This window comes from Alloyangia pacifica, from assembly GCF_020524285.1.
Taxonomy (GTDB): domain Bacteria; phylum Pseudomonadota; class Alphaproteobacteria; order Rhodobacterales; family Rhodobacteraceae; genus Salipiger; species Salipiger pacificus_B.
Genome location: NZ_JAIVKX010000009.1, coordinates 133,792 through 156,247 on the forward strand (window position 1 = coordinate 133,792; position 22,456 = coordinate 156,247).

Here is a 22,456-nt window from a genome sequence, read left to right on the forward strand (position 1 = left end):
GATGGAACCGGACGCTCAGACGGCGACCGGGCGCACCTCGGTGACCTCGGGGATATAGTGGCGCAGCAGGTTCTCGATGCCCATCTTCAGGGTGAGCGTCGAGGACGGGCAGCCGGCGCAGGCGCCCTGCATGTGCAGGTAGACCACGCCGCGGTCGAAACCGTGGAAGGTAATGTCGCCACCGTCCTGCGCCACGGCCGGGCGCACGCGGCTGTCGAGCAGCTCCTTGATCTGGCCGACGATCTCGGCGTCCTCGCCGGTGAACTCCTTGTGGCCGGAGGCCTGCGCCTCGCCTGCCATCACCGGCTCGCCGGACTGGAAGTGCTCCATGATCGCGCCGAGAACGGCGGGTTTCACGTGATCCCAATCAGCCGCCTCGTCCTTCGTCACGGTGACGAAGTCGTTGCCGAAGAACACGCCGGTGACGCCGCTCACGCCGAACAGGCGCTTGGCGAGCGGCGAAGTTTCGGCGCCCTCGGGGCTGGGGAAATCCGCGGTGCCTGCGTCGAGCACGGTCTGGCCCGGCAGGAACTTCAGCGTCGCGGGGTTCGGGGTGGATTCGGTCTGGATGAACATCTGCGAGATACCTTTCTCCGGGCTGCACCCTATATGCGCCGCCGCTGCTCGGACGTCAAGTTTTGGAACGGTTCTAAATTGGAGAGTCGGGCAGTTTCGAGCAGATCAGGTCGCGGCAGTCGCCGACTACCGCCCGCCAGCCTCGCTCAGGTGATGGCCTCGAGCCGCTCCTTGGACATGTCGCCGGGCACGATGGTCAGCGGGATCGGCAGGCTGCCCGAGCTGCGGGTCATCTGATTGACCAGCGGCCCCGGCCCCTTCTTGTCGGCGGCCGCGCCGAGCACCAGCACGCCGATGCTGGGATCGTCGTTCACCTGCCCGAGGATCTCGGTCACCGGGTCGCCTTCGCGGATCACCAGCTCGGGGTCGACCCCCTGCCGGTCGCGCATCCACTTGGCAAAGACCTCGTAATGCGCCTCGATGCGCTCCCGCGCCTCTTCGCGCATGATGTCCCCGACCCCGATCCAGTGGTTGAATTCGTCCGGTTCGATCACCGAGAGGATCGCAACGCCGCCCCCGGTCTTGGCCGCCCGCATGGCGGCGAACCGCATGGCATTGAGGCATTCGCGGCTGTCGTCCAGCACGACGAGAAATTTGCGCATCCCAAGTCTCCTTCGGGGCGATCATGGCGCAGGGGCAAGGCGCAGGCAACGGGCTTTTGCCACCGTCGAAAAATGCCCGACGATCCGTCCGATGTCAGCGTTCGAGATGCGCCGCCATGCCCCGCGCGACAGGCCGCAGCATCCGCGTTCCGAGCCAGCCCCCGAGCGCCGTGAGCGCCTGCGCGAAGGCCAGCCAGAGCAGCGCCACCGTGGCAAAGGCGTGGTCCGAGACGCGCACCAGGGTGCGGAAGGTCCGCGATTTGCCCAGCACTTCCATCACCCCGCGCGTCTCGGAGCCCGCCACCTCCGACACCCGCGCCAGCCGCGCCGCATCCTCGGCGCCGTCGACGTGGCGCAGCAGCAGCACGCCATCGGTCATCGAGGTATCCCCCACCACCCGGCTCACGTCGCCGGCCACCGCCTCGGCCCTTGCCAGCCGGGCGCTGTCAGCGGCGTCGCCTGTGCCCGAGACCAGCCGCCGCAGCATCGCCGGATCGGCCAGCCGCGCCAGCTCGTCGAGGAAGGAGGGCGTCAGCGTGCGCAGCCGCCGCCCCATGCGCAGCGCGGTGGCCCCGGCCTTGACCGTGGCCGAGGTGCCGCCGGTCAGCGCCAGCGTGCCGGTCGCGGCGAGCCCCACTGTGGCCAGCGTGACCTCGACCTTGTCGACCTCGGCACCGCTGAAATAGTCGCCCCCGGCGCGGCGCAGCGCATTGAGATCGCCGATCGGGGTCAGTTCCAGCGGGATGCCGCAATAGGCCAGCATCTGCAACGAGGGGCAATTGGCGATGTCGGCGGCGCAGATGCCACAGGCCTCGACCTTGCCCCAGACGCTGTCCTTGGCCTCGCGCAGCGCGTCGATCTGCTCGGACTGCGCATGTTCAGGCGCGACCCCGATCCGCGCCGCCACCGGCAGCAGCATGTCGATGCGGTCAAGGTCCTGCGCCTCCAGCGCCGCGCCGATCTCCTGCGCCAGCCGCTCCGGGGTGAGGGTCTGCACCAGCGCCGCGTCAAGCGCGCGGCGCACCTCCGCCTCGCTGGCGGTGAGGAAGGGCTGGGCAAAGGGATGGGTGGTCAGTGCCCAGAGGCCGAGCGCGAGGCTGAGCAGCAGCGGCACGGCGCGAATGCCCCGCGCTACATTTCTGCGGGACTTGCGCGGCGCCTGGCGTGCAGCGGAGCCCCCAGTGAACCCCGATGCCCGCTTGGCGCGGAGCCCCGCCCCGTCCGCTGCGGCGGCGGCGCCCTGCCCCGGGCCGACCCGCGGTGCGCCCCGATCCGTTGCGGCGTCGAAATATCGTTCCGCCCGCAGCACCTTGCGCTGCGGCTCCTGCGGGCGTGTCGCGCGAAGCGGCGGCTCGCGGCGCAAGGCTCAGCCTTCGGTCAGCGCCCAGTCCCAGTAGAGTTCGCGCACGCGGCGCGCCACGGGACCGATCTGATAGTTGGTATCCTCGAAGCCCGAGACCGGCGTCACCTTCTGCAGGTTGCCCGACAGGAAGACCTCGTCGGCGCCCTCGAAATCCTCGAAGGACAGCACCGCCTCGTGGACCTCCATGCCGTCGGCGCGCATGTTCTGGATGTGGCGCGCGCGGGTGATGCCCGACAGGAAGGTGCCGTTGGCGATCGGGGTAAAGACCACACCGTCCTTGACCATGAAGACGTTGGCCGTGGCGCTCTCGGCGACATTGCCGAGCGCGTCGGCCACCAGCGCATTGCCAAAGCCGCGCGAGCGCACATCACGCAGCATGCGGGCGTTGTTGGGATAGAGGCAGCCGGCCTTGGCATTGCAGACCGAGCTCTCGAGCACCGGGCGGCGGAACCTGGTGCGGCCCAGGTGGGTCGCCGCGCCCTCGGGCGCCATGGGAATCTCCTCGAGCGAGATGGCAAAGGCGGTGCCCTCCTCGCCCGGCACGATGGCCGTGGAGTCGCCCTGCGTCGCCCAGTACATCGGGCGGATGTAGATTGCCGCCTCCTTGGGGTAGGCCGCGAGACCCTCCCAGACGATCTGCACCATCTCCTCGGTCGACACGAAGGGCGTCAGCATCAGCGCCTTGGCCGAGCGGTTGATCCGCGCGCAGTGGGCGTAGAGATCCGGGGCGATGCCGTTGACGTAGCGGGCGCCGTCGAAGACCGAACTGCCCAGCCAGGCGGCGTGGTCGGCGCCGCGCATGATCATCACGTCGCCATCGTGCCAGGTGCCCTGGAAATAGGTGCGGATGTTCTTGCCCGTTGCCATCGTCGTGTCTCCTGCGAAAGTTGCGCGGACCCTATGCCCGCGCGTCCGCGAGGTCCAGTGGCACGGCGCGCGCCCTCACGGAAGAGCGAGCGCCGGGCCTGTCAGCCCAGCGTCACGTCGAGGAACATCATCAGGATCAGCCCGAAGAGCAGCCCCGTCGTCGCCCGCTTCTGGTGGCCGTTGCGGTGGGTCTCGGGGACGATCTCGTGGCTGATGATGTAGAGCATCGCGCCGGCCGCAAAGGTCAGCCCCCAGGGCAGCAGCACCGAGCTGACCGAGACCGCGACAACCCCGAACAGCGCCCCCACCGGCTCGACCAGCCCGGTGAGCGCGGTGTAGAGCAGCGCCTTCCAGCGCGAGTACCCCAGGCCGACCAGCGCCACCGCCACGGCCAGCCCCTCGGGCATGTCCTGCAGCGAAATGCCGGTCATCACCGAAAACCCGTTGGTCCGGTCGACCCCATAGGCGACACCGATCGACAGCCCCTCGGGGAAGTTGTGGATCGAGATCGCCAGCACGAAGAGCCAGATCCGCGCAAAGGTGGCCTGGTCCGCCCCGCCCTCGGGGCCGGTCTTGAAGTGCTCGTGCGGAATGGCGTGGTTGAGCCAGGCCACGAAACCCGACCCGAAGGCGATGCCGAAAGCGGCGATGGCGGCGGCGATCCAGACCGATCCTGTCTGCTCCTGCGCCACGTCGATGCCCGGGATGATCAGCGAGAAATAGGAGGCCGAGAGCATCACGCCCGCGGCGAAGCCCAGCATCATGTCCGACGTGGCCTGCGTCATCTTGCGCCCGACCAGCGCCGGGATCGCCCCCGCCGTGGTCGCGATCGCCGCGATCATGCCGCCGCCAACGCCCCAGAAAATGTCCTGCATCATGCCTCCGAGCTGCTCGCGCGCACTAAACGGTCTTGCAGGGGGAGATACAAGCACACGTCATTGCGCAAATTTCCCGGAAGCGGTAAGGAAACCTGACCAGTCCAAGGAGGAACCCCGGCCCATGCCCGTGATCACCGAGATCGAAGACCTCAAGCGCATCTACAAGCGCCGGGTGCCCAAGATGTTCTACGACTACTGCGAGTCGGGCAGCTGGACAGAGCAGACCTTCCGCGAGAACAGCTCGGATTTCGACCAGCTCTACCTGCGCCAGCGCGTCGCCATCGACATGACCGGACGCAGCACGGCGACGCAGATGATCGGGCAGGACGTGGCAATGCCGGTGGCGCTCGCGCCGGTCGGCATGACCGGGATGCAGAACGCCGACGGCGAGATCAAGGCGGCCAAGGCGGCCGAGAAGTTCGGCGTGCCCTATTGCCTGTCGACCATGTCGATCTGCTCGATCGAGGACGTGGCCGAGAACACCTCCAAGCCGTTCTGGATGCAGGTCTACACGCTCAAGGACGACGACTACATGAAGCGTCTCTTCGACCGAGCCAAGGACGCCAAGTGCTCGGCGGCGGTGATCACGGTCGATCTGCAGATGCTCGGCCAGCGCCACAAGGATCTGAAGAATGGCCTCTCGGCCCCGCCCAAGCTGACCCCGAAGTCGATCGCCAACATGGCCACGAAGGTGCCGTGGGGGCTGGAAATGCTGCAGACCAAGCGGCGGTTCTTCGGCAATATCGTCGGCCACGCCAAGGGTGTGACGGACCCCTCCTCGCTGACCACCTGGACCGCGCAGAGCTTCGACCAGGCGCTCGACTGGGACCGCATCCGCGAGTTCCGCAAGATGTGGGACGGCCCGCTGATCATCAAGGGCATCATCGACCCGCGCGACGCCCTGGAAGCTTGCAACGTCGGCGCCGATGCCATCGTCGTGTCGAACCACGGCGGGCGGCAGCTCGACGGCGCGCTCAGCTCGATCCGCGCGCTGGCGCCGATCATGGATGCGGTAGGCGACAAGATCGAGGTGCATCTCGACAGCGGCGTGCGCTCGGGCCAGGACGTGCTGAAGGCCGTCGCCATGGGCGCCAAGGGCTGCTGGATCGGCCGCGCCTACATCTATGGCCTCGGCGCCATGGGCGAGGCCGGCGTGACACGCGCGCTCGAGGTGATCCACAAGGAACTCGACGTGTCGATGGCGCTTTGCGGGCGCACCGACGTCAATACGGTGGATCGCGATATCCTCATGATCCCCAAGGGGTTTTCCGGCGACTGGGAGGACTGACCCGGAACCGGTGATGGCGCGGCCCCGGGCCTCGCCATCGCAGGCATTGCCGCCTCAGGCGATGCTGATGCTGAGCGGCGCGAGCCCCTCGATCTCGACCACGCAGGTATCGCCGCGCTCCAGCGCGCTCACCCCTGCCGGCGTGCCGGTGTAGATCAGGTCCCCGGCCTTCAGCTCGACCAGCCCCGACAGGTAAGAGATCACCTCGGGCACCGACCAGATCATCTGCGCCATGTCGCCGTTCTGCCGCTCCTCGCCGTTGACGGCGAGCCGCAGCGTGCCCTTGTCGAGATGCCCGACTTCGGCCACCGGATGCACCGGCCCGCAGACCGCCGCGTAGTCGAACCCCTTGGCCATGGTCCAGGGCCGACCCTTCTTCTTGGCCTCGGCCTGCACGTCGCGGCGGGTGAGGTCGATCCCGGCGGCATAGCCCCAGACGCAGTCAAGTGCCTCATCCTCGGGAATGTCGACGCCGCCCTTGCCGAGCGCCACCACCAGTTCGCCCTCGTGGTGCAGGTCGGCGGTCGCGGGCGGGTACGGAATGGCATCCCCGGCCTCGGCGATGGTGTCGATCGGCTTGTCGAAGAAGAACGGCGGCTCGCGGTCCGGATCATGCCCCATCTCGCGCGCGTGCTCGGCGTAGTTGCGGCCGACGCAGAAGATCCGGCGCAGCGGGAAGCGGGCCTCGCTGCCGGTGACGGCGACCGAGGGCTGCGGCTGCGGGGCGAAGACGAAATCACTCATGCGGGTGTCCTTCCTGTGGTGCCGCCCGCGCAGCGCACCGCACGGGCCTTGTTGCGCAAAGCTCTAGCAGGCCCTGCGGCCAAGACCAGCCGGTAGAAGAAAGATTGATGCAACGATCAGGCGGCTCGGTGACAGGGATTTGCCCGCCCCCGCGCGATCTGCTAGCGCAGGGATCGACGCCCCAACCACAGGCCCGACCATGAGCGATCTCTTCGACGCCGCGCCCCTCAAGGGCCATGTGCCCCTCGCCGCCGCGCTGCGGCCCGAGACGCTGGACGACGTGGTGGGGCAGCAGGCGATCACCGCACCCGGCTCGATCCTGCGCCGCCGCATCGCCGCCAAGGCGCTGGGGAGCATCATCCTCTACGGCCCGCCGGGCATCGGCAAGACCACCATTGCCCGCGCCGTGGGCAACATGCTGGGCAAGGAATTCCGCCCGCTGCACGCCACCCGCGACGGCGTCAAGGAACTGCGCAAGATCGCCGACGAGGCGCGCATCCGTCCACTGCTGATCTTCGTCGACGAGGTGCACCGCTTCTCGGCCACGCAGGCCGACGACCTGCTGTCGATCTGCGAGGAAGGCACCGCCGATTTCGTCGGCGCGACCACCGGCAACCCCTACCACGCGCTGCCGCCCGCGCTGGTCTCGCGCTCGACCATCCTCAAGCTCGAGCCGATGACCCTCGAGGACATGGAGGTCGTGGTGCGCCGCGGCATCGACCATCTGGCTTCGCAGGGCATCGAGGTCACCATGGCGCCCGAGCAGGTGACACTGATCGCCGGGCGCTCCGGCGGCGATGCGCGCCGCGCGCTGACCACGCTGGAAAGCCTCGCCATCGGCCATGGCGTCGGGCGGGACGGCGGCGCGGTGGAGATCACCGAGTCCATGCTCGAGGAGGCCTATGCCTCGGCGGCGATCAACCACGACCGCTCGGGCGATCAGCATTACGACGTGGTGTCGGCCTTCGTGAAATCCATGCGCGGCTCGGATCCGGACGCGACCCTTTACTGGCTCGCCCGGCTGATCCATGCCGGCGAGGACCCGCGCTACATCGCCCGCCGCATCATGATCCACGCCTCGGAAGATGTGGGGCTGGCCGACAATACCGCGCTGCAAACCGCCGTCGCCGCCTCGCAGGCGGTGGAGAAGATCGGCTATCCGGAAAGCCAGATCATCCTCGCCCATGCCGCGCTGCACGTGGCCCGCGCGCCGAAGTCGGGCTCGGTGACGCGGGGCATCGGCGCGGCGCTCGGCCATGTCACGAGCCAGCCGCCCGCCCCGGTGCCGCTGCACCTGCGCGATGCGCATTACAAGGGCGCCGAGAAACTCGGCCACGTCGGCTATCTCTTCCCGCATGACGACCCGCGCGGCTGGGTCGAGCAGGTCTACGCCCCGGGCATTTCGCAGGGCGCCTTCTACCAGAGCGACGCGCGCGAGGCGGCGACCTTCGAGAAACGCGCCGACGCCTTCTGGGAAGGCGTGACCGGCCAGCCCCAGCCCCGCCGCCGCGGCTGAGGCCCCTGCCCGCCGCTTGGGCAGCGCCGGGCGTGACACATCTCAACAGGGCATCGCGGCTATCGGTTGGCGGCGGGCGCGATATACTCGACCATATTGTTCCGGCCGCGAATCGCGGTCGCCCGTAAGTATTTGACAGCAAGAATTTCGGTTGGCCGCTTTTCCGGCCCGCATTTTACAGTGAGCTCTTTGCGTTCTGGAGATTTCCCATGAAGTACCGCTCCGAGATTGATGGTTTGCGCTCCGTCGCGGTCCTTCCAGTCATCCTCTTCCATGCCGGATCGAGCCTGTTCAGCGGCGGCTACGTCGGGGTCGACATCTTCTTCGTGATCAGCGGCCACCTCATCACCACGATCATCGTGGCCGAGCTGAGCCGCGGCGAGTTCAGCCTGATGCGCTTCTACGAACGTCGCGCGAAACGCATTCTTCCCGCGCTCTGCCTGGTCAGCGTGACCGCCCTGCTGCTGGGCTGGATCTACCTGCAGGATAGGGACTTCGTCGAGTTCGTGCGCAGTCTTCTGGGGGTCGCGACCTTTTCCTCGAACATCCTGTTCTGGATGGAGGCGGATTATTTCGACACCGCCGCCGAGTTGAAACCGATGCTGCACACCTGGAGCCTCGCGGTTGAGGAACAATTCTACATCTTCTTCCCGCTGCTCTTGATGCTGTTCTGGCGGTATGGGCAGAAGGTCGTGCTCTACGTGCTGATCGCGATCTTCGTGGTCAGCCTCGCGCTGGCGCAATGGCAGGTGCGGACCGACCCGATGTCGGCCTTCTTCCTGCTGCACGCCCGTGCCTGGGAATTGGGGATCGGAGCCTTCTGCGCCTTCTACCTGCGGGCCGGGCACCCGCCGCTGGCTGCCGGTCTGCGCAACGGCCTTTCGGCGCTGGGGCTGGGGCTGATCGCCGTCGCGGTCTTCGGCTTCACCGCCGAGACACCGACGCCAAGCCTGATCACTCTGCTCCCGACGGTCGGTGCCGCGCTAATCATCCTCTTCGCCACGGGCGGCACCCTGGTGCAGCGCCTGCTCAGCACCCGCGCCATGGTTGGTGTCGGGCTGATTTCCTACAGCGCCTACCTCTGGCACCAGCCGCTGATGGCCTTCGCCCGACACAATTCTCTTGAAGAGCCCGCCTGGTACGTCATGGCGGCGCTGATCGCGCTGACGCTGCTGCTCGCCTCGCTGAGCTGGAAATACGTCGAGACGCCGGTCCGCAAGGGGCGTTACCCCCGTTTCAAGCTGTTCGGCGTCAGCGCCACCGGGCTCGCCGTTTTTGCCGGGCTGGGGCTCTTCATCCACAAGTACGACTATCTCGATTACCGCAGCGGCCAGTTCAACGCGCTCAACTCCCAGATCAGCCTGCTCGACTACGCGAACGACAACATGGCGCTGCTCGAGGCCAGCGCGATGCCGTTCAGCGGCTACGCCCACAACCTCGCCTGCCTCGGCAATTGCGACAACGGCCACCAGGAGCGCGACTGGTTCAGCGCCGACGGCTCGAAGCTGCGGCTGCTGCTGGTCGGCAACTCGCACTCCAAGGACATCTTCAACATGCTCCTCTTCAGCGAGGAGGCGATGCAATGGATCCAGCCCGGCCGCTACACCACCCAGATCGGCGATCTCGGGCCGCACAGCAAGTTCTTCAGCGCGCGCAGCTACGCCGCGGCGGACGCGGTCATGGTGGTCAGCCGCTACAAGGACTCCCGCGACGATATCGAAGTGCTGGGAGAGCTGGTGAAGCACATGCTGGATGACGGCAAGCCGGTCATCCTCGTGAAGAACATCTTCGAGTTCCCCAGCTACCTCGGCGGCAAGTGGACGGTCTTCGACAAGACGGTGCACGCCGCCGCGGCCGAGGGCATCACCGATCCGGCAACCATCGTCTCGCGCTCGAACCACGAGTACTACGAGATCTACAAGAGCGGCGCGACGGAAGACCGGGTGATCGCGGCCAATGCCGAGATCGACCGGCTGAAGGCCCAATACCCCGACCTCATCGTGCTCGACCGCATGGACTACGTCTGCTCGGAGGCCGAGGAGACTTGCTATTCCGCCAGCGCCACGCTGAAACAGTATTTCCCGGACTACGGCCACCACACCCAGGCCGGGGCGGAGTTCTTCAGCGGCCGCATGGACGCGGTCGGATGGATCGCCCCGGTGCTCGAGCTGGCGCACCACAAGCAGACCGCGCAGAACATGGCGGCGGAGTGAGCGCATCCGGACTGGAAAGCCCCCACGCCTGCGACGTGGGAGTCGATCGCTCGCCGTACGAAGACCCGCCCTAGCCCTCGGGCACGCTCAGCGCCTCGGCCACAGCCGTGACCGGCAGGTCGAGCCAGGTGACGCCCGTGTCCTCGAGGAACCTCTGCTCCATCCGGGTGAGCGGGCCCGGCATCACTGCCACGTGCCCCTGCCCCGAGCGCTTGGCGATCTGCCGGGCGAAGATGCGCAGCATCTGGTCGTCGAAACGGCAGCCGAGGAAGAGGAAGGGCTTGCCCGTGCGCCGCGCCTGCACCTCTTCGGGAATGGGGCGTTGGATGTCGATCTCGGTCAGCACCTCGACGTAATCGCTGTCGGACATGAGATACGACGACCCTGCCCGCGCGATCCCGTGCGGCTTGTAGAGCAGCGTCTCCCATGCCGGATCGGCGGTCTCGACCTGCTGCCCGGCGCTGTCATAGGCGCGGGTGAAGATGTCGATCCATTCGCCGTTGCGGCTGACGCCCTGCACCAGTCCCCAGTTACCGCCCGTCCCGAAGGCCCGAAGCAGCCCGTCGTCGTACCAGGTGTCCACCACCATCGGCGGGCGCACCCGCGCCAGCCAGTCGTGCACCGGGTTGGGTTGCGTCGCGGGCGCGTCGAAGGCCTCGATGACAATCTTGTCGAGCGTGGCGCGGAACTTCCGGCTCTCGACGTATTGCGCCACCGACCACAGGTTGCCCGAGGCGCGGCGCGGCGCGCGCACCTGCGCCTCGATCAGCGCGCAGAGCGCGGCGGGGGTGGTCGGGGCCGCGCCGCCCGAGAGCGCCGAGACCTCGGGCCCGAGATAGGCGATGCGTTTTCCGGCGGCGACCTCGTTCATCGCCTGTTCGAGCTGGTCGAGCGCATTCATCTGTCAGTCCTCCTCTGCGGTGGTGAGCCGGCGCGCATCCACGGTGATCGGCAGCTTCGGCGGCTCGTCGAAAGCGGGCATGGCAAAGACCCAGCCGTTGGCCAGCTTCGCCCAGCCTCCCCAGAGCCCGTCCTTCTCGGTCTCGACGACCATCTCCTCGAGGTCCTTCTTGGGCACGTAGGCCTCGATGCCCTTGGCGGTTTCGCGGATCATGACCTTCATTCGGCGGCCTCCTGTGCGGATCGGGTGACGATGTGGGATTGCAGCGCGTCGGGATTGTCCTGCCGCCGCAGCAGCGGTCCCTCGGGGGTCAGCTCGCGCTCGCGCATGCCGACGATGCTGGCGCGGTCGACGAAATCGACGGCGTAGATGTAGAACTGCTGCAGGAAGACGCCGATGTCGCGCACGTAGCCGACGTCGCCCTTGCGGACCACGGTTTCGCCGATTTCCTTGCCGGCCATGGTACCGTCGTTCTTGATGTTCTTCTTCGAGATCACCTTGTCGCCCGGCATGTAGGCCGGGTCGCGGTAGACCTCGATCTCGCGGTCGTCGGTGGACATCAGGCGCCCTCCCTCAGTTGCGCGAGCCGCGCGGCGGCGGTCTCGCGGATGATGTCTTCGGGGTCTTCGAGCAACGCCTGCACATCTGCGGCAGAGCCGCCCTCGGCGACCACGTGGCGCACCCGCATGTCGTCATCGCCGGCAAAGAGCCCCGGTCGCCGCAGCGCCGCCTCGCGCCGCACCAGCGGATCCGGATCGGCGCGGAAGCGGTCGAGCCAGCCCTCGCCCACACGCCGCGCGACGATGCGGCGGATCTCGGGGTCAGCATCGCCGATCATCATCGGCAGCATTCCCGGCTCCGCCCGCCGTGCCACGATCGAGCGCACGTAGCCGTCCGCGTCCGCCGCCATCGGCAGCAGCTGCTCGCGATGCAGCCGATGCGCCACGGCGATGCGCACGCGGCGGTCGGGGTCCTTGATGCGCCGCTCGGCATGGGCGGGCGGCAGGCGCAGGATCGCCATGGCGCGCACCCCGGCATCCGCGTCCGACAGCAGCCGCGGCAGGCGGAAGACCGAGGCCACCCGCGCGGCATTCATCCGCGTCTCGAAATAGGGGTGGCTCAGGCACATGTCCGCAAGGTCGGGGTTGAGCAGGAAGAACCGTTCGATCCGCTTGGCATAGCGTTCATGAGCGCAGGCCCAGCCCTGCCCGCACTGGCCAAGGTCGAGCCGCGTGCGGAAGCGGCAGGCGGCGCAATCGAGCGCCTCCCCCTGCCAGTCGACCGGTGCCGGACCCTCGGGCATCGCTCAGGCCGGCACGCAGGTTTCGGGGACCGGGCAGACCTCGGCGCATTGCGGGCGGTCGTAGTGGCCCTTGCACTCGGTGCAGAGCTCGGGGTCGATGATGTAGGTGTCGCTCTCGAAGAGGATCGCCGCGTTCGGGCACTCGAACTCGCAGGCGCCGCAGACGGTGCAGTTGCTCTGGATGATTTGCAGGGCCATCTCTTGTCTCTCCTAATCCGTGGCTTTCGGGGCGTGGCTGGGATCCGGCGGATCGGGGCGGCGCGAGAGGGCTGCGCCGCGCGCCGGAGGATGCATCAGGCGGTTTCGGCCTCGACCGCCGGCAGTCCACGCTTGGCGCGGTAGACGGCGGAGACGGCGGTCTCGATGTACTCGTAGGCGTGGTCCTGGATCGCCTCGATGCCGGCGGCGGCGAGGTCCTCGCGCGGGCAATCCCCGATCTTGGCGCAGAGGATGGTGTCGATCCCCTCCAGCGTCTTGATCACCAGCTCGAGCTTGTCCTCCTCGCCGTAGCCGCCGACGCAGTAGTTGTCGCAGCGGCGGTGGGTGACGAAGTTGACGCCCCGGGCATCCACCTCGAAGATCTGGAACTCGGTGGCATGGCCGAAGTGCTGGTTGATCCGCCCGCCGCCCTTGGTGGCGACGGCAATGAGCATCGGCGCGGCCTCTTCGGCGACGGCGGCATCGGTCTCGGCCCTGGCCACGGCGGCGGCGGCGCGGCGGTCCTCGCGTTCCTTGGCGACCCACTCCTTGTAGGTCTCGCGCTTGGCCGGGTCATAGGTCACCTCGTCGGGCACGAGGTCCATGGTGAACTCCTGCCCGCGATCCTCGCCGAGCAGCCCCACCGCATCGGCGCGGCACTGGCGGCAGTGCTTCATCAGGTTCGCCCCGCCCGCGCAGGCATCCTGCAGCTTCTTCAGCTCGGCTGCGGTCGGGCCGCGCTGGCCTTCGAGGCCGAAGACCGTGCCGTGCTCGGGCGCGGAAATCAGCGGCATGATATTGTGCAGGAAGGCGCCGCGCTTCTTCACCTCCTTGTTGACCTCGAGCAGGTGCTCGTCGTTGATCCCGGGGATCATCACCGAGTTCACCTTTACCAGGATGCCGCGCTCGTGCAGCATGTCGAGCGACTGCATCTGCCGCTCGTGCAGGAACTGCGAAGCCTCGAGCCCGGTGCGGCGCTTGTGCTCGTAGAAAATCCACGGGTAGATCTTCGTGCCGACCTCGGGGTCGATCATGTTGATGGTGAGGGTGACGTGGTCGATGTTCATGTCCATCAGGTCATCGACGTGCTCGGGCAATGCGAGACCATTGGTCGACAGGCACAGCTTGATGTCGGGCAGCTGCTGGTGGACGAGCCGGAAGGTCTCGCGGGTCTTGCGCCAGTCGTAGGCGCTGTCGCCCGGCCCCGCGATGCCGAGCACCGAGAGCTGCGGGATCTCGTTGGCCACGGCGATCACCTTGCGCGCGGCGTTCTCCGGCGTGAGCCGCTCCGAGACCACGCCGGGGCGGCTTTCGTTGGCGCAGTCGTACTTGCGGTTGCAGTAGTTGCACTGGATGTTGCAGGCGGGCGCGACCGCCACGTGCATGCGCGCGAAATAATGGTGCGCCTCTTCCGAGTAGCAGGGGTGATCCTTGACCTTCTCCCAGGTGGCCGGGTCCATGTCCTCGGGCGCGTCGGAGGAGCCGCAGGCCGACGACGAACAGCCGTCCGCCTCCATCGCCTTGGTCAACGTGTCTTTCGAGCCGACCGACAGGCCGTCGAGTGAGATGACATTTCCGGACATGGCGCATCCTCGCTGTTGGGGTCTGGCTAACTAGGCAGGGAGGAGCAAGGAGCGTGCCATGTGCTGCACCGGGGTTTCCGCGGCATTGGCGCGGCGGTTTGTCGGGTTGGGCACAAAGCGGTGCGACAAAAGCGTGGGGCGGTGCAACACGCGCCGGGCAAAGATGCGAAACGGTCAAATCCAAACCGCTGCCCCGCAAAAGCAAAGCGCGCGGCCCGGGAGAGAGGGTGGCCGCGCGCTTCAGCGCCCCGGGGAGGCGCCGGGATCAGATGCGGCGCACCTCGATCCCGTGTTTCTGCAGCGCATAGGCCACCTGCCGGGGGGTCATCCCCAGCAGCCGCGCCGCCTTGGCCTGCACCCAGCCCGCCTCTTCCATGGCCGCGATCAGCTCCTCGCGGGCGGTATTGGCGGTCTTGCGGCGCGGGAAGGTGTCGGCGGGCTCCACACGCTCGGGCGGCGCGGCGCGCTCGGGGCGGCGGATCGAGGGCGTCACCACCCGCCCCACCGCCAGCCCGCCGATCGGCGAGGCCCCCTCCTGCAGCCGCCACAGCTCGGCCGAGAGGCACGAGCCCTGGTTGCAGGCCAGCTCGCCGCCCAGAACGATCTCCCCGTCGGACAGCGCGGCGGCGCGGCTCACGCAGTTCTCCAACTCGCGCACGTTGCCGGGGAAGTTGCACTTGCAGATCGTCTCGAAGGCATCGTCGGCAAAGCGCACGTTGGTGCCGTTCTGATCGTTGAACTGGTCGAGGAAGAGCTGCGCGAGGGGCCGAATGTCGCCCTTGCGGTCGCGCAGTGGCGGCAGGACGATCGGCACCACGCAGATGCGGAAGTAGAGGTCGGCCCGGAACTCGCCGCGCGCCACCGCATCCTCGAGATCGCGGTTGGTGGCGGCGACGATGCGGGTGTCGACCTTGACGGTCTTGGTGCCGCCGACCCGCTCGAACTCGCCCTCCTGCAGCACCCGCAGCAGCTTGGTCTGGAAGGTCGGGCTGATCTCGCCGATCTCGTCGAGGAAGAGCGTGCCGCCATCGGCCAGCTCGAAACGTCCCTTCTTCAACGCATTGGCCCCGGTGAAGGCGCCCTTCTCGTGACCGAAGAGCTCCGATTCAAGCAAGGTCTCCGACAGCGCCGCGCAGTTGACCCGGATGAACGGCCCGCGGTGGCGCTCGGACTGCGAGTGCACCGCGCGGGCGAAAAGCTCCTTGCCCGTGCCGCTCTCGCCGCGCAGCAGCACCGGCGTGTTGGTGCCCGCCACGCGCTTGACCTGCGCGACCACGTCGACGATCGCCGGGCTGTCGCCGATGATCCCCTCGAGCGAGATCGGCACCTCCGCCGGTCTGCGCTCGGTGGCGCTCTGCAGCATCCGCCGGGTGTCCTCCAGCGCGCGCTCGCGGTCGCGGGCGATGCGACGGCGGAAGCGCAGCGCCTGTTCCAGCAGCGAGGCGACCATGGTCAGCACCCGCACGTCCAGATCCGACATCCCCGCCCGCGCATCCGCATGGCTGCGGTAGGCACAGAGGATGCCGAGCACGAAATGGCTCTGTTCCGGATCGCGCAGCGGCACGGCGACCAGCGTCTGCCCCTCGCCGCGCAGCCGCGGCGGCACCGCCTCTGGGCCGAATTCCTCGGCCACGTCGAAGGAGACCAGCGGCACCCCCGAGCGGAAGACGATCCGCGCCACCGCATCGGGCAGCACCTCGGAAGGCGGCGCGTCCGCATCGCGGGCAAAGGCAGTGGCTGCGATCTGGTAGGGGTTCACCACGCCCGTCACCGGCTGCGCCCCCGGCTCGGTGAGCAGCGCCAGCACCGCGTGGCGCAGGTCCAGGAAGGACGACAGCACGTTGAGGATGCTCGGCACCACGTCGATCGGGTCGGGCGCGGTGGCAAAGGTCTTGGCGATCTCGTAGATCGCGTCGAGCGCCAGCCGGTCGCGCGGCGGGCCGGCCTGCATCGCCTCCGCACGGCCCTGTTTCAGGCGTCCCGAGGTCGTCTCCGTCGATACTGCTTCATTCATCGTGAGGCCTCGCTTTCGCTCGCTGGGTCCCCTTCGGTTGCGTCACGGGACGGTCTCCCGGCGCGGCGGCGCTCAATTTCGCCTTTCGAGGAAGGGTAGCAGCATCCACTCGCCTCGGGGCACCGCCGCGCGCTGCTTGGCACGATTGATGCGGCCGCAAGCGTCTCGGGCGCGCGAAATGCGCAAGGTTTCGGCAGTGGCGCCGCAATAGCGGCCCATCTGACGACAACAAAGTGAAATGGTCACATATGGTCACGGGGAGAATCGGCGCCCCCTCAGGCATCCATGGCTCTGCGGCGGCGCTCGTAGGAGGAGCCAAGTCCAAGTACTGAACGGTATTTTGCTACCGTACGCCGGGCGATGCGCAGCCCCGAGCGCTGCGCGAGAGAGACGATGGCATCGTCGCTGAGCGGCTCCCGGGGGTTCTCGGCGCCGACCACGCGCTGCACGAAATCCATGGCACTGTCGCGCGAGACCGCCTCGCCCCCGGCCCCCGCGACGGGGCGCGAGAAGAAGGCGCGCAGCGGCAGCGCGCGGCCCGGCGTCTGGATCATCCGCCCCGAGACCGCGCGGCTGACGGTCGAGGGATGCACGCCGAGCTCCCCGGCCACGTCATCCAGCGTCAGCGGCGTCAGGTAGGCCGGCCCGCGGTCGAGGAACTGCCCCTGCCGCGCGACCAGCACGGCGGCGGTGCGCAGCAGCGTGTCGCCGCGGCGTTCCAGCGCCAGCGCCAGGGCCCGCGCCTCCGACAGCGCCCGGCGGCGCTGCTTGCGGGCCTCGGCGTCGATCTTGCCGTCGGGCAGCCGCTCCTCCTGGACCTTGATCGTCGGCGTGGTGGCGCGGTTCAGCTCGACGGTCCAGCCATCCGCGCCGCGCGTCGCCACCAGATCGGGCGGGAAGACCGGCGCGGGCGTGTGCTCGAAGGCCAGCCCCGGCTTGGGGTTGAGCCCACGGATCTGCGCCACGATCTCGGGGATGTCGCGTGGCTCGCAATCGCAGAGGTCGGCCAGTTCCTTGGTCCGCCCCTCGCCGAGCAGCTCGAGGTTGGCGATCAGCGTCTCGACCTCCCAAGTGAGCAGGTCGGCCTCGCGCGCCTGGATCATCAGGCAATCCGACAGCGAGCGCGCGAATAGACCCGCGGGCTCGAAGCCCTGCAGCACCGCCAGCACCTGCTCGGCCTTGCTCTGCGGACAGCCCGCAAGCAGCGCGATGGTCTCCGGCGGCTGGCCGAGCCAGCCCGTCGGCTCCAGCGCCTCGGCGAAATAGAGCGCGATCATCCGGTCGGCGGGCGTCTGAAACGCCAGCTCGATCTGCGCCACCACATGCGCCATCAGGCTCGGCCGGTCGGCGGCCACGGCGGCCACCGCGTCGAACTCATCGCCGCCGCGCGCGGCAAAGGCGGAGGGCGGCGTGTAGGTGACGAAGGGATTGGACTCGGCCTTCTCGCGCAGGTGCTCCGACAGATCCTGCGAGGCCATGCCGAGGATGGTGAGGGACTGGAGCATCTGCCCCCCCATCTGCATCGTCTGGCGTTGCGAAATCGTCTGGACGAATTCCATGGGCCCTATCCTATCATGGCGTGCCCCCGGGGCGGCCCGGAGACGGCTGCGATCCGGCGCCCGCAGGGGCAGGCGCCGCGAAATTCGGCAATTGCCCGCACCGGGGCATTGTCCCTGTCAGCGCGCACAGCGCAGCCCCGCCGCAGGCGTCCTTGCGGCATAGGGCGCGCCGACACGGCCCTCCGAGGTCACCGAGACCACCCGGCCGTCCTGCATGGTCACCACCTGGTCGCAGAGCCGCCGAACCTCCTCGGGGGCATGCGAGATGTAGATCATCGGGATCTGCGTGCGCGCCTGCACCCGCGCGATCAGCTCCAGCGTGCGCGCCTTCAGCCCCGGATCGAGAGCCGAGACCGGCTCGTCGAGCAGCAGCAGCTCGGGCTCGGCCATCAGCGCGCGGGCGATGGCGGCGCGCTGGCGCTCGCCGCCCGAAAGCCGCGCGGGCTTCGCGTCCAGAATATGCCCGATGTCGAGCGCCGCGATCACCTCGTCCCAGAACGCGGTGCTGACGTTGCGCGCGCCGTAGGCGAGGTTGCGCGCCACGCTCATGTGCGGAAACAGCAGCCCCTCCTGGAAGACCACGCCGATGCCGCGCCGGGCGGGCGGCACGTCGATGCCCGCCTCGCTGTGATAGAGCGCCCGGCCGCGCAGCGAGATGCAGCCGCGGGTGGGCCTGAGATGCCCGGCGAGGCAGGAAAACAGCGTCGACTTGCCCGAGCCCGAGCGCCCGATCAGCCCGGTGATCCCCCGCGCGGGCAGCGCGAGATCGACGTCGAGCACGAAGGCACCCTGCAGGTGGCGGAGATGGATCTCGATCATGCGGGCACTCCTTGCGGGCTCATCCGGCGCGACACCGCCTCCGAGGCCAGCAGCGCCGCCCCCGCCAGCACCAGCGACAGGAGGCAGAGCCGCATCGCCTCGGCCTCCTGACCCGGTGTCTGGGTCACGGTGAAGAGCGCCAGCGGCAGCGTCTGGGTGCGGCCCGGGATGTTGCCGGCGAGGGTGATCGTCGCCCCGAACTCGCCGACCGCGCGGGCGAAGGCCAGCGTCGTGCCGGTGAGGATGCCCGGCGCCATCAGCGGCAGGGTGACGGTGCAGAAGATGCGCATCTCGGAGGCGCCGAGGCTGCGGGCGGCGCGGGCGTAGCGCGGGTCGATCGCCTCGGCGGACTGGCGGATCGCGCGGACCATCAGCGGAAAGCCCACCACCGCGCAGGCGAGGACCACCGCCTGGCCGGAAAAGGCGATGCGGATCCCGAAAAGCTCGTTGAGCGGCCCGCCGATCACCCCGTTGCGCCCCAGCAGTACCAGCAGCAGGTAGCCCAGCACCACCGGCGGCAGCACCAGCGGCAGATGCACCAGCGCGTTGAGCGCCGCGTGGCCGGGAAAGCGCCGGGTGCCGAGCAGCCAGCCGCAGCCCACCGCCAGCGGCAGCGACCAGAGCACCGCCCAGGCCGAAGCGTTCAGCGAGAGCAGCAGGGCCGAGGTTTCCATGGGGCTGAGCGGGCCCATCACGACCCCTCCCGCATCGGCAGGAAGCCGTGACGCGCCAGCGCCGCCTGCCCGGCGTCGCTCATCAGGTAATCCAGCAGCGCCGCCGCGCCCTCCGGGTCGTCGCCCTGCGCCAGCGGCGCGACGAGGTAGCGGATGGGCGGGTGGCTGTCCCGCGGGACCTGCCAGACCACCTCGACACCCGCGACCCCGGCGGCATCGCTGGCATAGACCAGCCCCAGTGCCGCCTCGCCCTGTGCCACGGCGGCGACGGTGGCGGTGGTGTTGCGGGTCGGAACAAGCCGGCCCGCAACCGCATCCCAGAGCCCGAGGCTCTGCAGCGCCGCCACCCCGTAGCTGCCCACCGGCGCTACCTTGGGGTCGGCCATGGCAAAGCTCTCGCCGGTCAGCCGTACGTCGAGCGTGGCGGGATCGAGCGGCGCGGCGCCCTCGGGGGCGATCAGCACGAGACTGTTGGACATCAGTACCGAAACATCCTCCGGCGCCACCAGCCCCAGGCCCACGAGATACTCCATCCACTTGGGGTTGGCCGAGATGTAGAGATCGGCGGGCGCCCCCTGCTCGATCTGCCGGGCCAGCGTGCCCGAGGCGCCGTAGCTGGGGATCGCGGCAAGGCCGCTCTCGGCAATGCCCTCGTTCAGCGCCGCCCCGGTCGAGGCGGCGGCCAGCAGCATGGGGTCGGCGGCGGAGGCCATGGGCAGGACGGCGACGATCAGCGGCAGCAGGGGGAGTTTCATGCGGTAGCTCTCCTTGAAGGTCTCTCAGGCGGAAGCCGCGGCGGGCCATCCGCCGGACCATTCGATCTCTCCGGTCGCCTCGCCCACGGTGCGGCAGGTGCCGCAGCGCAGACAACTCTCGGGCGAGACCTCGATCCGGTCCCGCGCACCGAAGCGAAAGCAGGCGCCGGGGCAGATGCGGGTCATCGCGCGCAGCGCGGCGCTGTCCTGCGCGCGGCGGCGCAGGACGATGCGCGGCGCGCCGGGCTCCAGGGCTGTTCCGCGCCGGGCCAAGCTCACTCCCCCGCGAGCTTCAGCGTGTCGATGCCGACGAACCGGGCCTTCAGCTTGGCCTCCTCGTCGCGGAAGACCTTGAAGACCTTCTCCTTCAGCGGGGTGCTCTCGAGGAAGTCGCCATAGGCCTGCTTCAGGAGCTGCCGAGCCTCGAGAAAGACCTCTTCCTCGGTCTTGCCGGCAAACTCCGCCGCTCTCAGGTAGCCGCCGAAGCGCTTCATGATGTGCAGCCGCGAGACATCGACCACCTCCTTCTCGTAGGGGAGCAGCAGGTAGGTGAAGATATCCTCGGCCGAGGACAGCTTGTTGATGTGGTCGAGCACGCCGGTCTCTTCGAAATCCTTGGGCATTGGGGTCTCTCCTCTGGCTGGTCAGCTGTGAAATTCGTGTCTGGCTGTCGAGGTCTCGCGCGGCATCTCGATGCCGCCCTGCTTCACCGCGATTCGCGCGGCGCAATGGCTCTCGTGCCGGGCCAGCGCCGCGTCGCGCGCCGCCAGCCTTGCCTCGAGAAAGGCGATGCGGTCGGCCAGCCGGGCGAGCGTGCGCCCCACCGGATCGGGCATCAGGTGATGATTGAGATCGACCCGCAGAGGATCGCTGGAGGGCGGACGCTCGGTCTGCACGATGCGCGCCGGGATGCCGACCACGGTGGCCCCTGCCGGGACTGGCTCGACCACCACCGAATTCGCCCCCACGCGGGCCCCGGCCTCGACAGTGATCGGCCCGAGGATCTTCGCCCCCGCCCCGACCATCACGCCGTCACCCAGCGTCGGGTGGCGCTTTCCCGGCGACCAGGAGACGCCGCCGAGGGTGACCCCGTGATAGAGCGTCACGTCGCGGCCCACCTCGGCGGTCTCGCCGATCACCACGCCCGAGCCGTGGTCGATGAAGAAGCCCGCGCCGATGCGGGCGCCGGGGTGGATGTCGACCCCCGTGGCCATGCGCGCGAGATAGGACAGCAGCCGCGCGGTGCCGCGCCAGTCCGCGACCCAGAGCCGATGCGCGACCCGATGCGCCGCGATGGCGTGCAGCCCGGGATAGGTCAACGCGGTCTCGAGCCGTCCGCGCGCCGCCGGGTCGCGGCCACGGATGGCGGCAAAATCGCTGCGGATGAGCGTCAGCAGGCTCATGCCAGCCCCCCTTCGCGGCAGCTCAGCAGGATCGGCCGCGCGAGGCGCGCGATCATCTCGGCGAGATCGTCGCCGGTGGCCGGGCGCTTGGCGCGTACGGCGTGCTCGCGCAGCAGCGGCTTGAGCCGCAGGGCGATCTCCTCGGTGGCGGGCAACCCGGCGGCGGCCAGCGCCACGCGCAGCCCGGCGGTGCCGGAATGCTTGCCGATGACGATCTGCCGCTCGCGTCCGAAGCGCGCCGGGGCGCAACGCGGATCCTCGTAGGTGTCAGCCTGCTTGAGGATGGCATCGACGTGGATCCCCGCCTCATGGGCAAAGACCATGGCGCCGGTGATCGGCTTCGACACATGCAGCGCCCGGCCCGAAGCGGTGGCGACGATCTGCGACAGCGCGCGCAGCGCGCGCAGGTCGAGCCCGGTGGCGATGCCGCCCGCCTCCAGCGCCGCGCCGACCTCTTCCAGCGCCGCGTTGCCCGCCCGCTCCCCGAGGCCGTTGACGGTGACCGACAGGTGCGTGGCCCCGGCGAAGGCCGCCATCATCGTGTTGGCCGTGGCCATGCCGAAATCGTTGTGGGCGTGTATCTCCAGCGGCAGATCGGTGCGACTGCCCAGCTCGGCGACCAGCCGGTAGGTGGCCATCGGATCGAGGATGCCGAGCGTGTCGGCGATGCGGAACCGCATGGCCCCCGCCGCCGCCGCGACCTCGGCCAGCCGCACAAGAAACTCCGGATCGGCCCGGCTGGCGTCCTCGGCGCCGACAGAGACCTCGAAGCCCCGGTCCACCGCGCAGAACACCAGCGCGGCGGTCTCGCGCAGCGCCCAGTCCCGGTCCGCCTTCAGCTTGCCCTGCAGCTGCCGGTCAGAGGTCGGCACGGCGAAATGGATGCGCTTGGCCCCGGTCTTCCCGGCCATGTCGAGATCGTGCATCCGCAGCCGGCACCAGACCACCGGCACAGCCTGCGTCAGCTCGGCCATGACCTCGCGGATCTCGGCCACCTCGTCGAAGCCCATGGCGGCGATGCCGACCTCGATCTCGGCCACGCCCGCCTTGTCCAGCGCCCGCGCAATGGCGCGCTTCTCGGGCAGGGAAAAGGCCACCCCCGCGGTCTGTTCCCCGTCGCGCAGGGTGGTGTCGCAGAGCGCGACCCGGCTGGCGGCGGCATGCGGCGGGAAGGCGTCGGGATGCGTGGGGGCGAACATC

Annotated in this window: 24 protein-coding genes; 3 read left to right on the forward strand and 21 right to left on the reverse strand. The window is 68.9% G+C overall.

The genetic code is table 11. The annotated features are described in order from the left end of the window. Window positions 1-15: 15 nt before the first annotated feature. The 5 genes from LC039_RS13860 to LC039_RS13880 form a co-directional block, all read right to left on the reverse strand. A complete protein-coding gene (locus tag LC039_RS13860) occupies window positions 16-576 on the reverse strand; it encodes a NifU family protein (RefSeq protein WP_226625127.1) in 561 nt (186 codons plus the stop codon). A 146-nt stretch (window positions 577-722) separates the two neighbouring features. Further along, window positions 723-1,178 (reverse strand): universal stress protein, encoded by a 456-nt coding sequence (locus tag LC039_RS13865; protein WP_226625129.1) that lies wholly within the window; start codon window positions 1,176-1,178, stop codon window positions 723-725. Between the two features lie 94 nt (window positions 1,179-1,272). Beyond that, entirely contained in the window at window positions 1,273-2,292 is a 1,020-nt protein-coding gene (locus tag LC039_RS13870) for a hypothetical protein (RefSeq protein ID WP_226625131.1), read from the reverse strand. 252 nt (window positions 2,293-2,544) lie between these two features. Then, a complete protein-coding gene (locus LC039_RS13875) occupies window positions 2,545-3,408 on the reverse strand; it encodes a branched-chain amino acid aminotransferase (RefSeq protein ID WP_226625133.1) in 864 nt (287 codons plus the stop codon). Window positions 3,409-3,509: 101 nt separating this feature from the next. Continuing rightward, window positions 3,510-4,283, reverse strand: coding sequence for a ZIP family metal transporter (locus LC039_RS13880; RefSeq protein WP_226625135.1), 774 nt, complete (start codon window positions 4,281-4,283; stop codon window positions 3,510-3,512). Between the two features lie 124 nt (window positions 4,284-4,407). Here LC039_RS13880 and LC039_RS13885 point away from each other — a divergent pair, with 124 nt between their 5' ends. Further along, a complete protein-coding gene (locus tag LC039_RS13885) occupies window positions 4,408-5,574 on the forward strand; it encodes an alpha-hydroxy acid oxidase (protein WP_226625137.1) in 1,167 nt (388 codons plus the stop codon). Window positions 5,575-5,628: 54 nt separating this feature from the next. Here LC039_RS13885 and LC039_RS13890 read toward each other — a convergent pair whose 3' ends face one another. After that, complete coding sequence (locus LC039_RS13890; RefSeq protein WP_226625138.1) at window positions 5,629-6,318, reverse strand: fumarylacetoacetate hydrolase family protein; 690 nt, start codon at window positions 6,316-6,318, stop codon at window positions 5,629-5,631. Window positions 6,319-6,517: 199 nt separating this feature from the next. Between LC039_RS13890 and LC039_RS13895 the strand changes: the two genes are divergently transcribed. Together LC039_RS13895 and LC039_RS13900 are read left to right on the forward strand one after the other, a co-directional pair. Next, on the forward strand, window positions 6,518-7,834 hold the full coding sequence (locus tag LC039_RS13895; RefSeq protein ID WP_226625139.1) for a replication-associated recombination protein A: 1,317 nt from the start codon (window positions 6,518-6,520) through the stop codon (window positions 7,832-7,834). A 209-nt stretch (window positions 7,835-8,043) separates the two neighbouring features. Continuing rightward, window positions 8,044-10,047 (forward strand): acyltransferase family protein, encoded by a 2,004-nt coding sequence (locus tag LC039_RS13900; RefSeq protein ID WP_226625142.1) that lies wholly within the window; start codon window positions 8,044-8,046, stop codon window positions 10,045-10,047. Between the two features lie 70 nt (window positions 10,048-10,117). Here the strand turns inward: LC039_RS13900 and LC039_RS13905 are convergent, their stop codons facing one another. The 15 genes from LC039_RS13905 to nifV all read right to left on the reverse strand — a co-directional run bounded on the left by LC039_RS13905 (window position 10,118) and on the right by nifV (window position 22,455). Continuing rightward, window positions 10,118-10,948 (reverse strand): SIR2 family NAD-dependent protein deacylase, encoded by an 831-nt coding sequence (locus tag LC039_RS13905; protein WP_226625150.1) that lies wholly within the window; start codon window positions 10,946-10,948, stop codon window positions 10,118-10,120. Between the two features lie 3 nt (window positions 10,949-10,951). After that, window positions 10,952-11,170 carry a putative nitrogen fixation protein NifT gene (gene nifT / locus LC039_RS13910; protein ID WP_226625153.1) on the reverse strand — a complete coding sequence of 73 codons (219 nt, stop codon included), beginning with the start codon at window positions 11,168-11,170 and terminating at the stop codon, window positions 10,952-10,954. Continuing rightward, window positions 11,167-11,508 (reverse strand): nitrogen fixation protein NifZ, encoded by a 342-nt coding sequence (locus tag LC039_RS13915; RefSeq protein ID WP_226625156.1) that lies wholly within the window; start codon window positions 11,506-11,508, stop codon window positions 11,167-11,169. Before LC039_RS13915 ends, nifT begins: the two co-directional genes overlap by 4 nt. Next, window positions 11,508-12,251 (reverse strand): 4Fe4S-binding leucine-rich repeat protein, encoded by a 744-nt coding sequence (locus tag LC039_RS13920; RefSeq protein ID WP_226625158.1) that lies wholly within the window; start codon window positions 12,249-12,251, stop codon window positions 11,508-11,510. The genes LC039_RS13915 and LC039_RS13920 overlap by 1 nt, the downstream gene beginning before the upstream one ends. Before the next feature lie 3 nt (window positions 12,252-12,254). Next, the gene (locus LC039_RS13925) at window positions 12,255-12,449 is read right to left on the reverse strand and encodes a 4Fe-4S binding protein (protein WP_226625160.1); all 195 of its coding nucleotides are present in this window, start codon (window positions 12,447-12,449) and stop codon (window positions 12,255-12,257) included. A gap of 95 nt (window positions 12,450-12,544) precedes the next feature. Continuing rightward, the gene (gene nifB / locus LC039_RS13930; RefSeq protein ID WP_226625163.1) at window positions 12,545-14,032 is read right to left on the reverse strand and encodes a nitrogenase cofactor biosynthesis protein NifB; all 1,488 of its coding nucleotides are present in this window, start codon (window positions 14,030-14,032) and stop codon (window positions 12,545-12,547) included. 265 nt (window positions 14,033-14,297) lie between these two features. After that, window positions 14,298-15,983 (reverse strand): nif-specific transcriptional activator NifA, encoded by a 1,686-nt coding sequence (gene nifA, locus LC039_RS13935; protein WP_226625553.1) that lies wholly within the window; start codon window positions 15,981-15,983, stop codon window positions 14,298-14,300. 338 nt (window positions 15,984-16,321) lie between these two features. Then, window positions 16,322-17,605 carry an RNA polymerase factor sigma-54 gene (rpoN, locus tag LC039_RS13940; RefSeq protein WP_226625165.1) on the reverse strand — a complete coding sequence of 428 codons (1,284 nt, stop codon included), beginning with the start codon at window positions 17,603-17,605 and terminating at the stop codon, window positions 16,322-16,324. A 117-nt stretch (window positions 17,606-17,722) separates the two neighbouring features. Further along, a complete protein-coding gene (locus tag LC039_RS13945) occupies window positions 17,723-18,424 on the reverse strand; it encodes an ATP-binding cassette domain-containing protein (RefSeq protein ID WP_226625168.1) in 702 nt (233 codons plus the stop codon). Next, window positions 18,421-19,116 (reverse strand): molybdate ABC transporter permease subunit, encoded by a 696-nt coding sequence (gene modB / locus LC039_RS13950; RefSeq protein WP_226625171.1) that lies wholly within the window; start codon window positions 19,114-19,116, stop codon window positions 18,421-18,423. Before modB ends, LC039_RS13945 begins: the two co-directional genes overlap by 4 nt. Further along, entirely contained in the window at window positions 19,116-19,853 is a 738-nt protein-coding gene (modA, locus tag LC039_RS13955; RefSeq protein WP_226625172.1) for a molybdate ABC transporter substrate-binding protein, read from the reverse strand. The genes modB and modA overlap by 1 nt, the downstream gene beginning before the upstream one ends. A gap of 24 nt (window positions 19,854-19,877) precedes the next feature. After that, a complete protein-coding gene (locus tag LC039_RS13960; protein WP_226625174.1) occupies window positions 19,878-20,126 on the reverse strand; it encodes a hypothetical protein in 249 nt (82 codons plus the stop codon). A 2-nt stretch (window positions 20,127-20,128) separates the two neighbouring features. After that, window positions 20,129-20,476, reverse strand: a complete 348-nt coding sequence (gene nifW, locus LC039_RS13965; RefSeq protein WP_226625175.1) for a nitrogenase stabilizing/protective protein NifW — start codon at window positions 20,474-20,476, stop codon at window positions 20,129-20,131. A 21-nt stretch (window positions 20,477-20,497) separates the two neighbouring features. Beyond that, the gene (gene cysE, locus LC039_RS13970; protein WP_226625177.1) at window positions 20,498-21,256 is read right to left on the reverse strand and encodes a serine O-acetyltransferase; all 759 of its coding nucleotides are present in this window, start codon (window positions 21,254-21,256) and stop codon (window positions 20,498-20,500) included. Continuing rightward, window positions 21,253-22,455 carry a homocitrate synthase gene (nifV, locus tag LC039_RS13975; RefSeq protein WP_226625178.1) on the reverse strand — a complete coding sequence of 401 codons (1,203 nt, stop codon included), beginning with the start codon at window positions 22,453-22,455 and terminating at the stop codon, window positions 21,253-21,255. Before nifV ends, cysE begins: the two co-directional genes overlap by 4 nt. Window position 22,456: the final 1 nt, after the last annotated feature.

Bases quoted from the DNA above. Each gene is read 5' to 3' on its own strand.
- LC039_RS13920 (WP_226625158.1), bottom strand. From the start codon at position 12,251: ATGCCCGAGGGTCCGGCACCGGTCGACTGGCAGGGGGAGGCGCTCGAT.
- LC039_RS13895 (WP_226625139.1), top strand. From the start codon at position 6,518: ATGAGCGATCTCTTCGACGCCGCGCCCCTCAAGGGCCATGTGCCCCTC.
- cysE (WP_226625177.1), bottom strand. From the start codon at position 21,256: ATGAGCCTGCTGACGCTCATCCGCAGCGATTTTGCCGCCATCCGTGGC.
- nifW (WP_226625175.1), bottom strand. From the start codon at position 20,476: ATGCCCAAGGATTTCGAAGAGACCGGCGTGCTCGACCACATCAACAAG.
- LC039_RS13900 (WP_226625142.1), top strand. From the start codon at position 8,044: ATGAAGTACCGCTCCGAGATTGATGGTTTGCGCTCCGTCGCGGTCCTT.
- LC039_RS13885 (WP_226625137.1), top strand. From the start codon at position 4,408: ATGCCCGTGATCACCGAGATCGAAGACCTCAAGCGCATCTACAAGCGC.
- LC039_RS13860 (WP_226625127.1), bottom strand. From the start codon at position 576: ATGTTCATCCAGACCGAATCCACCCCGAACCCCGCGACGCTGAAGTTC.
- LC039_RS13925 (WP_226625160.1), bottom strand. From the start codon at position 12,449: ATGGCCCTGCAAATCATCCAGAGCAACTGCACCGTCTGCGGCGCCTGC.
- nifA (WP_226625553.1), bottom strand. From the start codon at position 15,983: ATGCAGGCCGGCCCGCCGCGCGACCGGCTGGCGCTCGACGCGATCTAC.
- LC039_RS13890 (WP_226625138.1), bottom strand. From the start codon at position 6,318: ATGAGTGATTTCGTCTTCGCCCCGCAGCCGCAGCCCTCGGTCGCCGTC.
- modB (WP_226625171.1), bottom strand. From the start codon at position 19,116: ATGGGCCCGCTCAGCCCCATGGAAACCTCGGCCCTGCTGCTCTCGCTG.
- nifT (WP_226625153.1), bottom strand. From the start codon at position 11,170: ATGAAGGTCATGATCCGCGAAACCGCCAAGGGCATCGAGGCCTACGTG.
- LC039_RS13945 (WP_226625168.1), bottom strand. From the start codon at position 18,424: ATGATCGAGATCCATCTCCGCCACCTGCAGGGTGCCTTCGTGCTCGAC.
- nifV (WP_226625178.1), bottom strand. From the start codon at position 22,455: ATGTTCGCCCCCACGCATCCCGACGCCTTCCCGCCGCATGCCGCCGCC.
- modA (WP_226625172.1), bottom strand. From the start codon at position 19,853: ATGAAACTCCCCCTGCTGCCGCTGATCGTCGCCGTCCTGCCCATGGCC.
- nifB (WP_226625163.1), bottom strand. From the start codon at position 14,032: ATGTCCGGAAATGTCATCTCACTCGACGGCCTGTCGGTCGGCTCGAAA.
- LC039_RS13915 (WP_226625156.1), bottom strand. From the start codon at position 11,508: ATGTCCACCGACGACCGCGAGATCGAGGTCTACCGCGACCCGGCCTAC.
- LC039_RS13865 (WP_226625129.1), bottom strand. From the start codon at position 1,178: ATGCGCAAATTTCTCGTCGTGCTGGACGACAGCCGCGAATGCCTCAAT.
- LC039_RS13875 (WP_226625133.1), bottom strand. From the start codon at position 3,408: ATGGCAACGGGCAAGAACATCCGCACCTATTTCCAGGGCACCTGGCAC.
- rpoN (WP_226625165.1), bottom strand. From the start codon at position 17,605: ATGGAATTCGTCCAGACGATTTCGCAACGCCAGACGATGCAGATGGGG.
- LC039_RS13905 (WP_226625150.1), bottom strand. From the start codon at position 10,948: ATGAATGCGCTCGACCAGCTCGAACAGGCGATGAACGAGGTCGCCGCC.
- LC039_RS13880 (WP_226625135.1), bottom strand. From the start codon at position 4,283: ATGCAGGACATTTTCTGGGGCGTTGGCGGCGGCATGATCGCGGCGATC.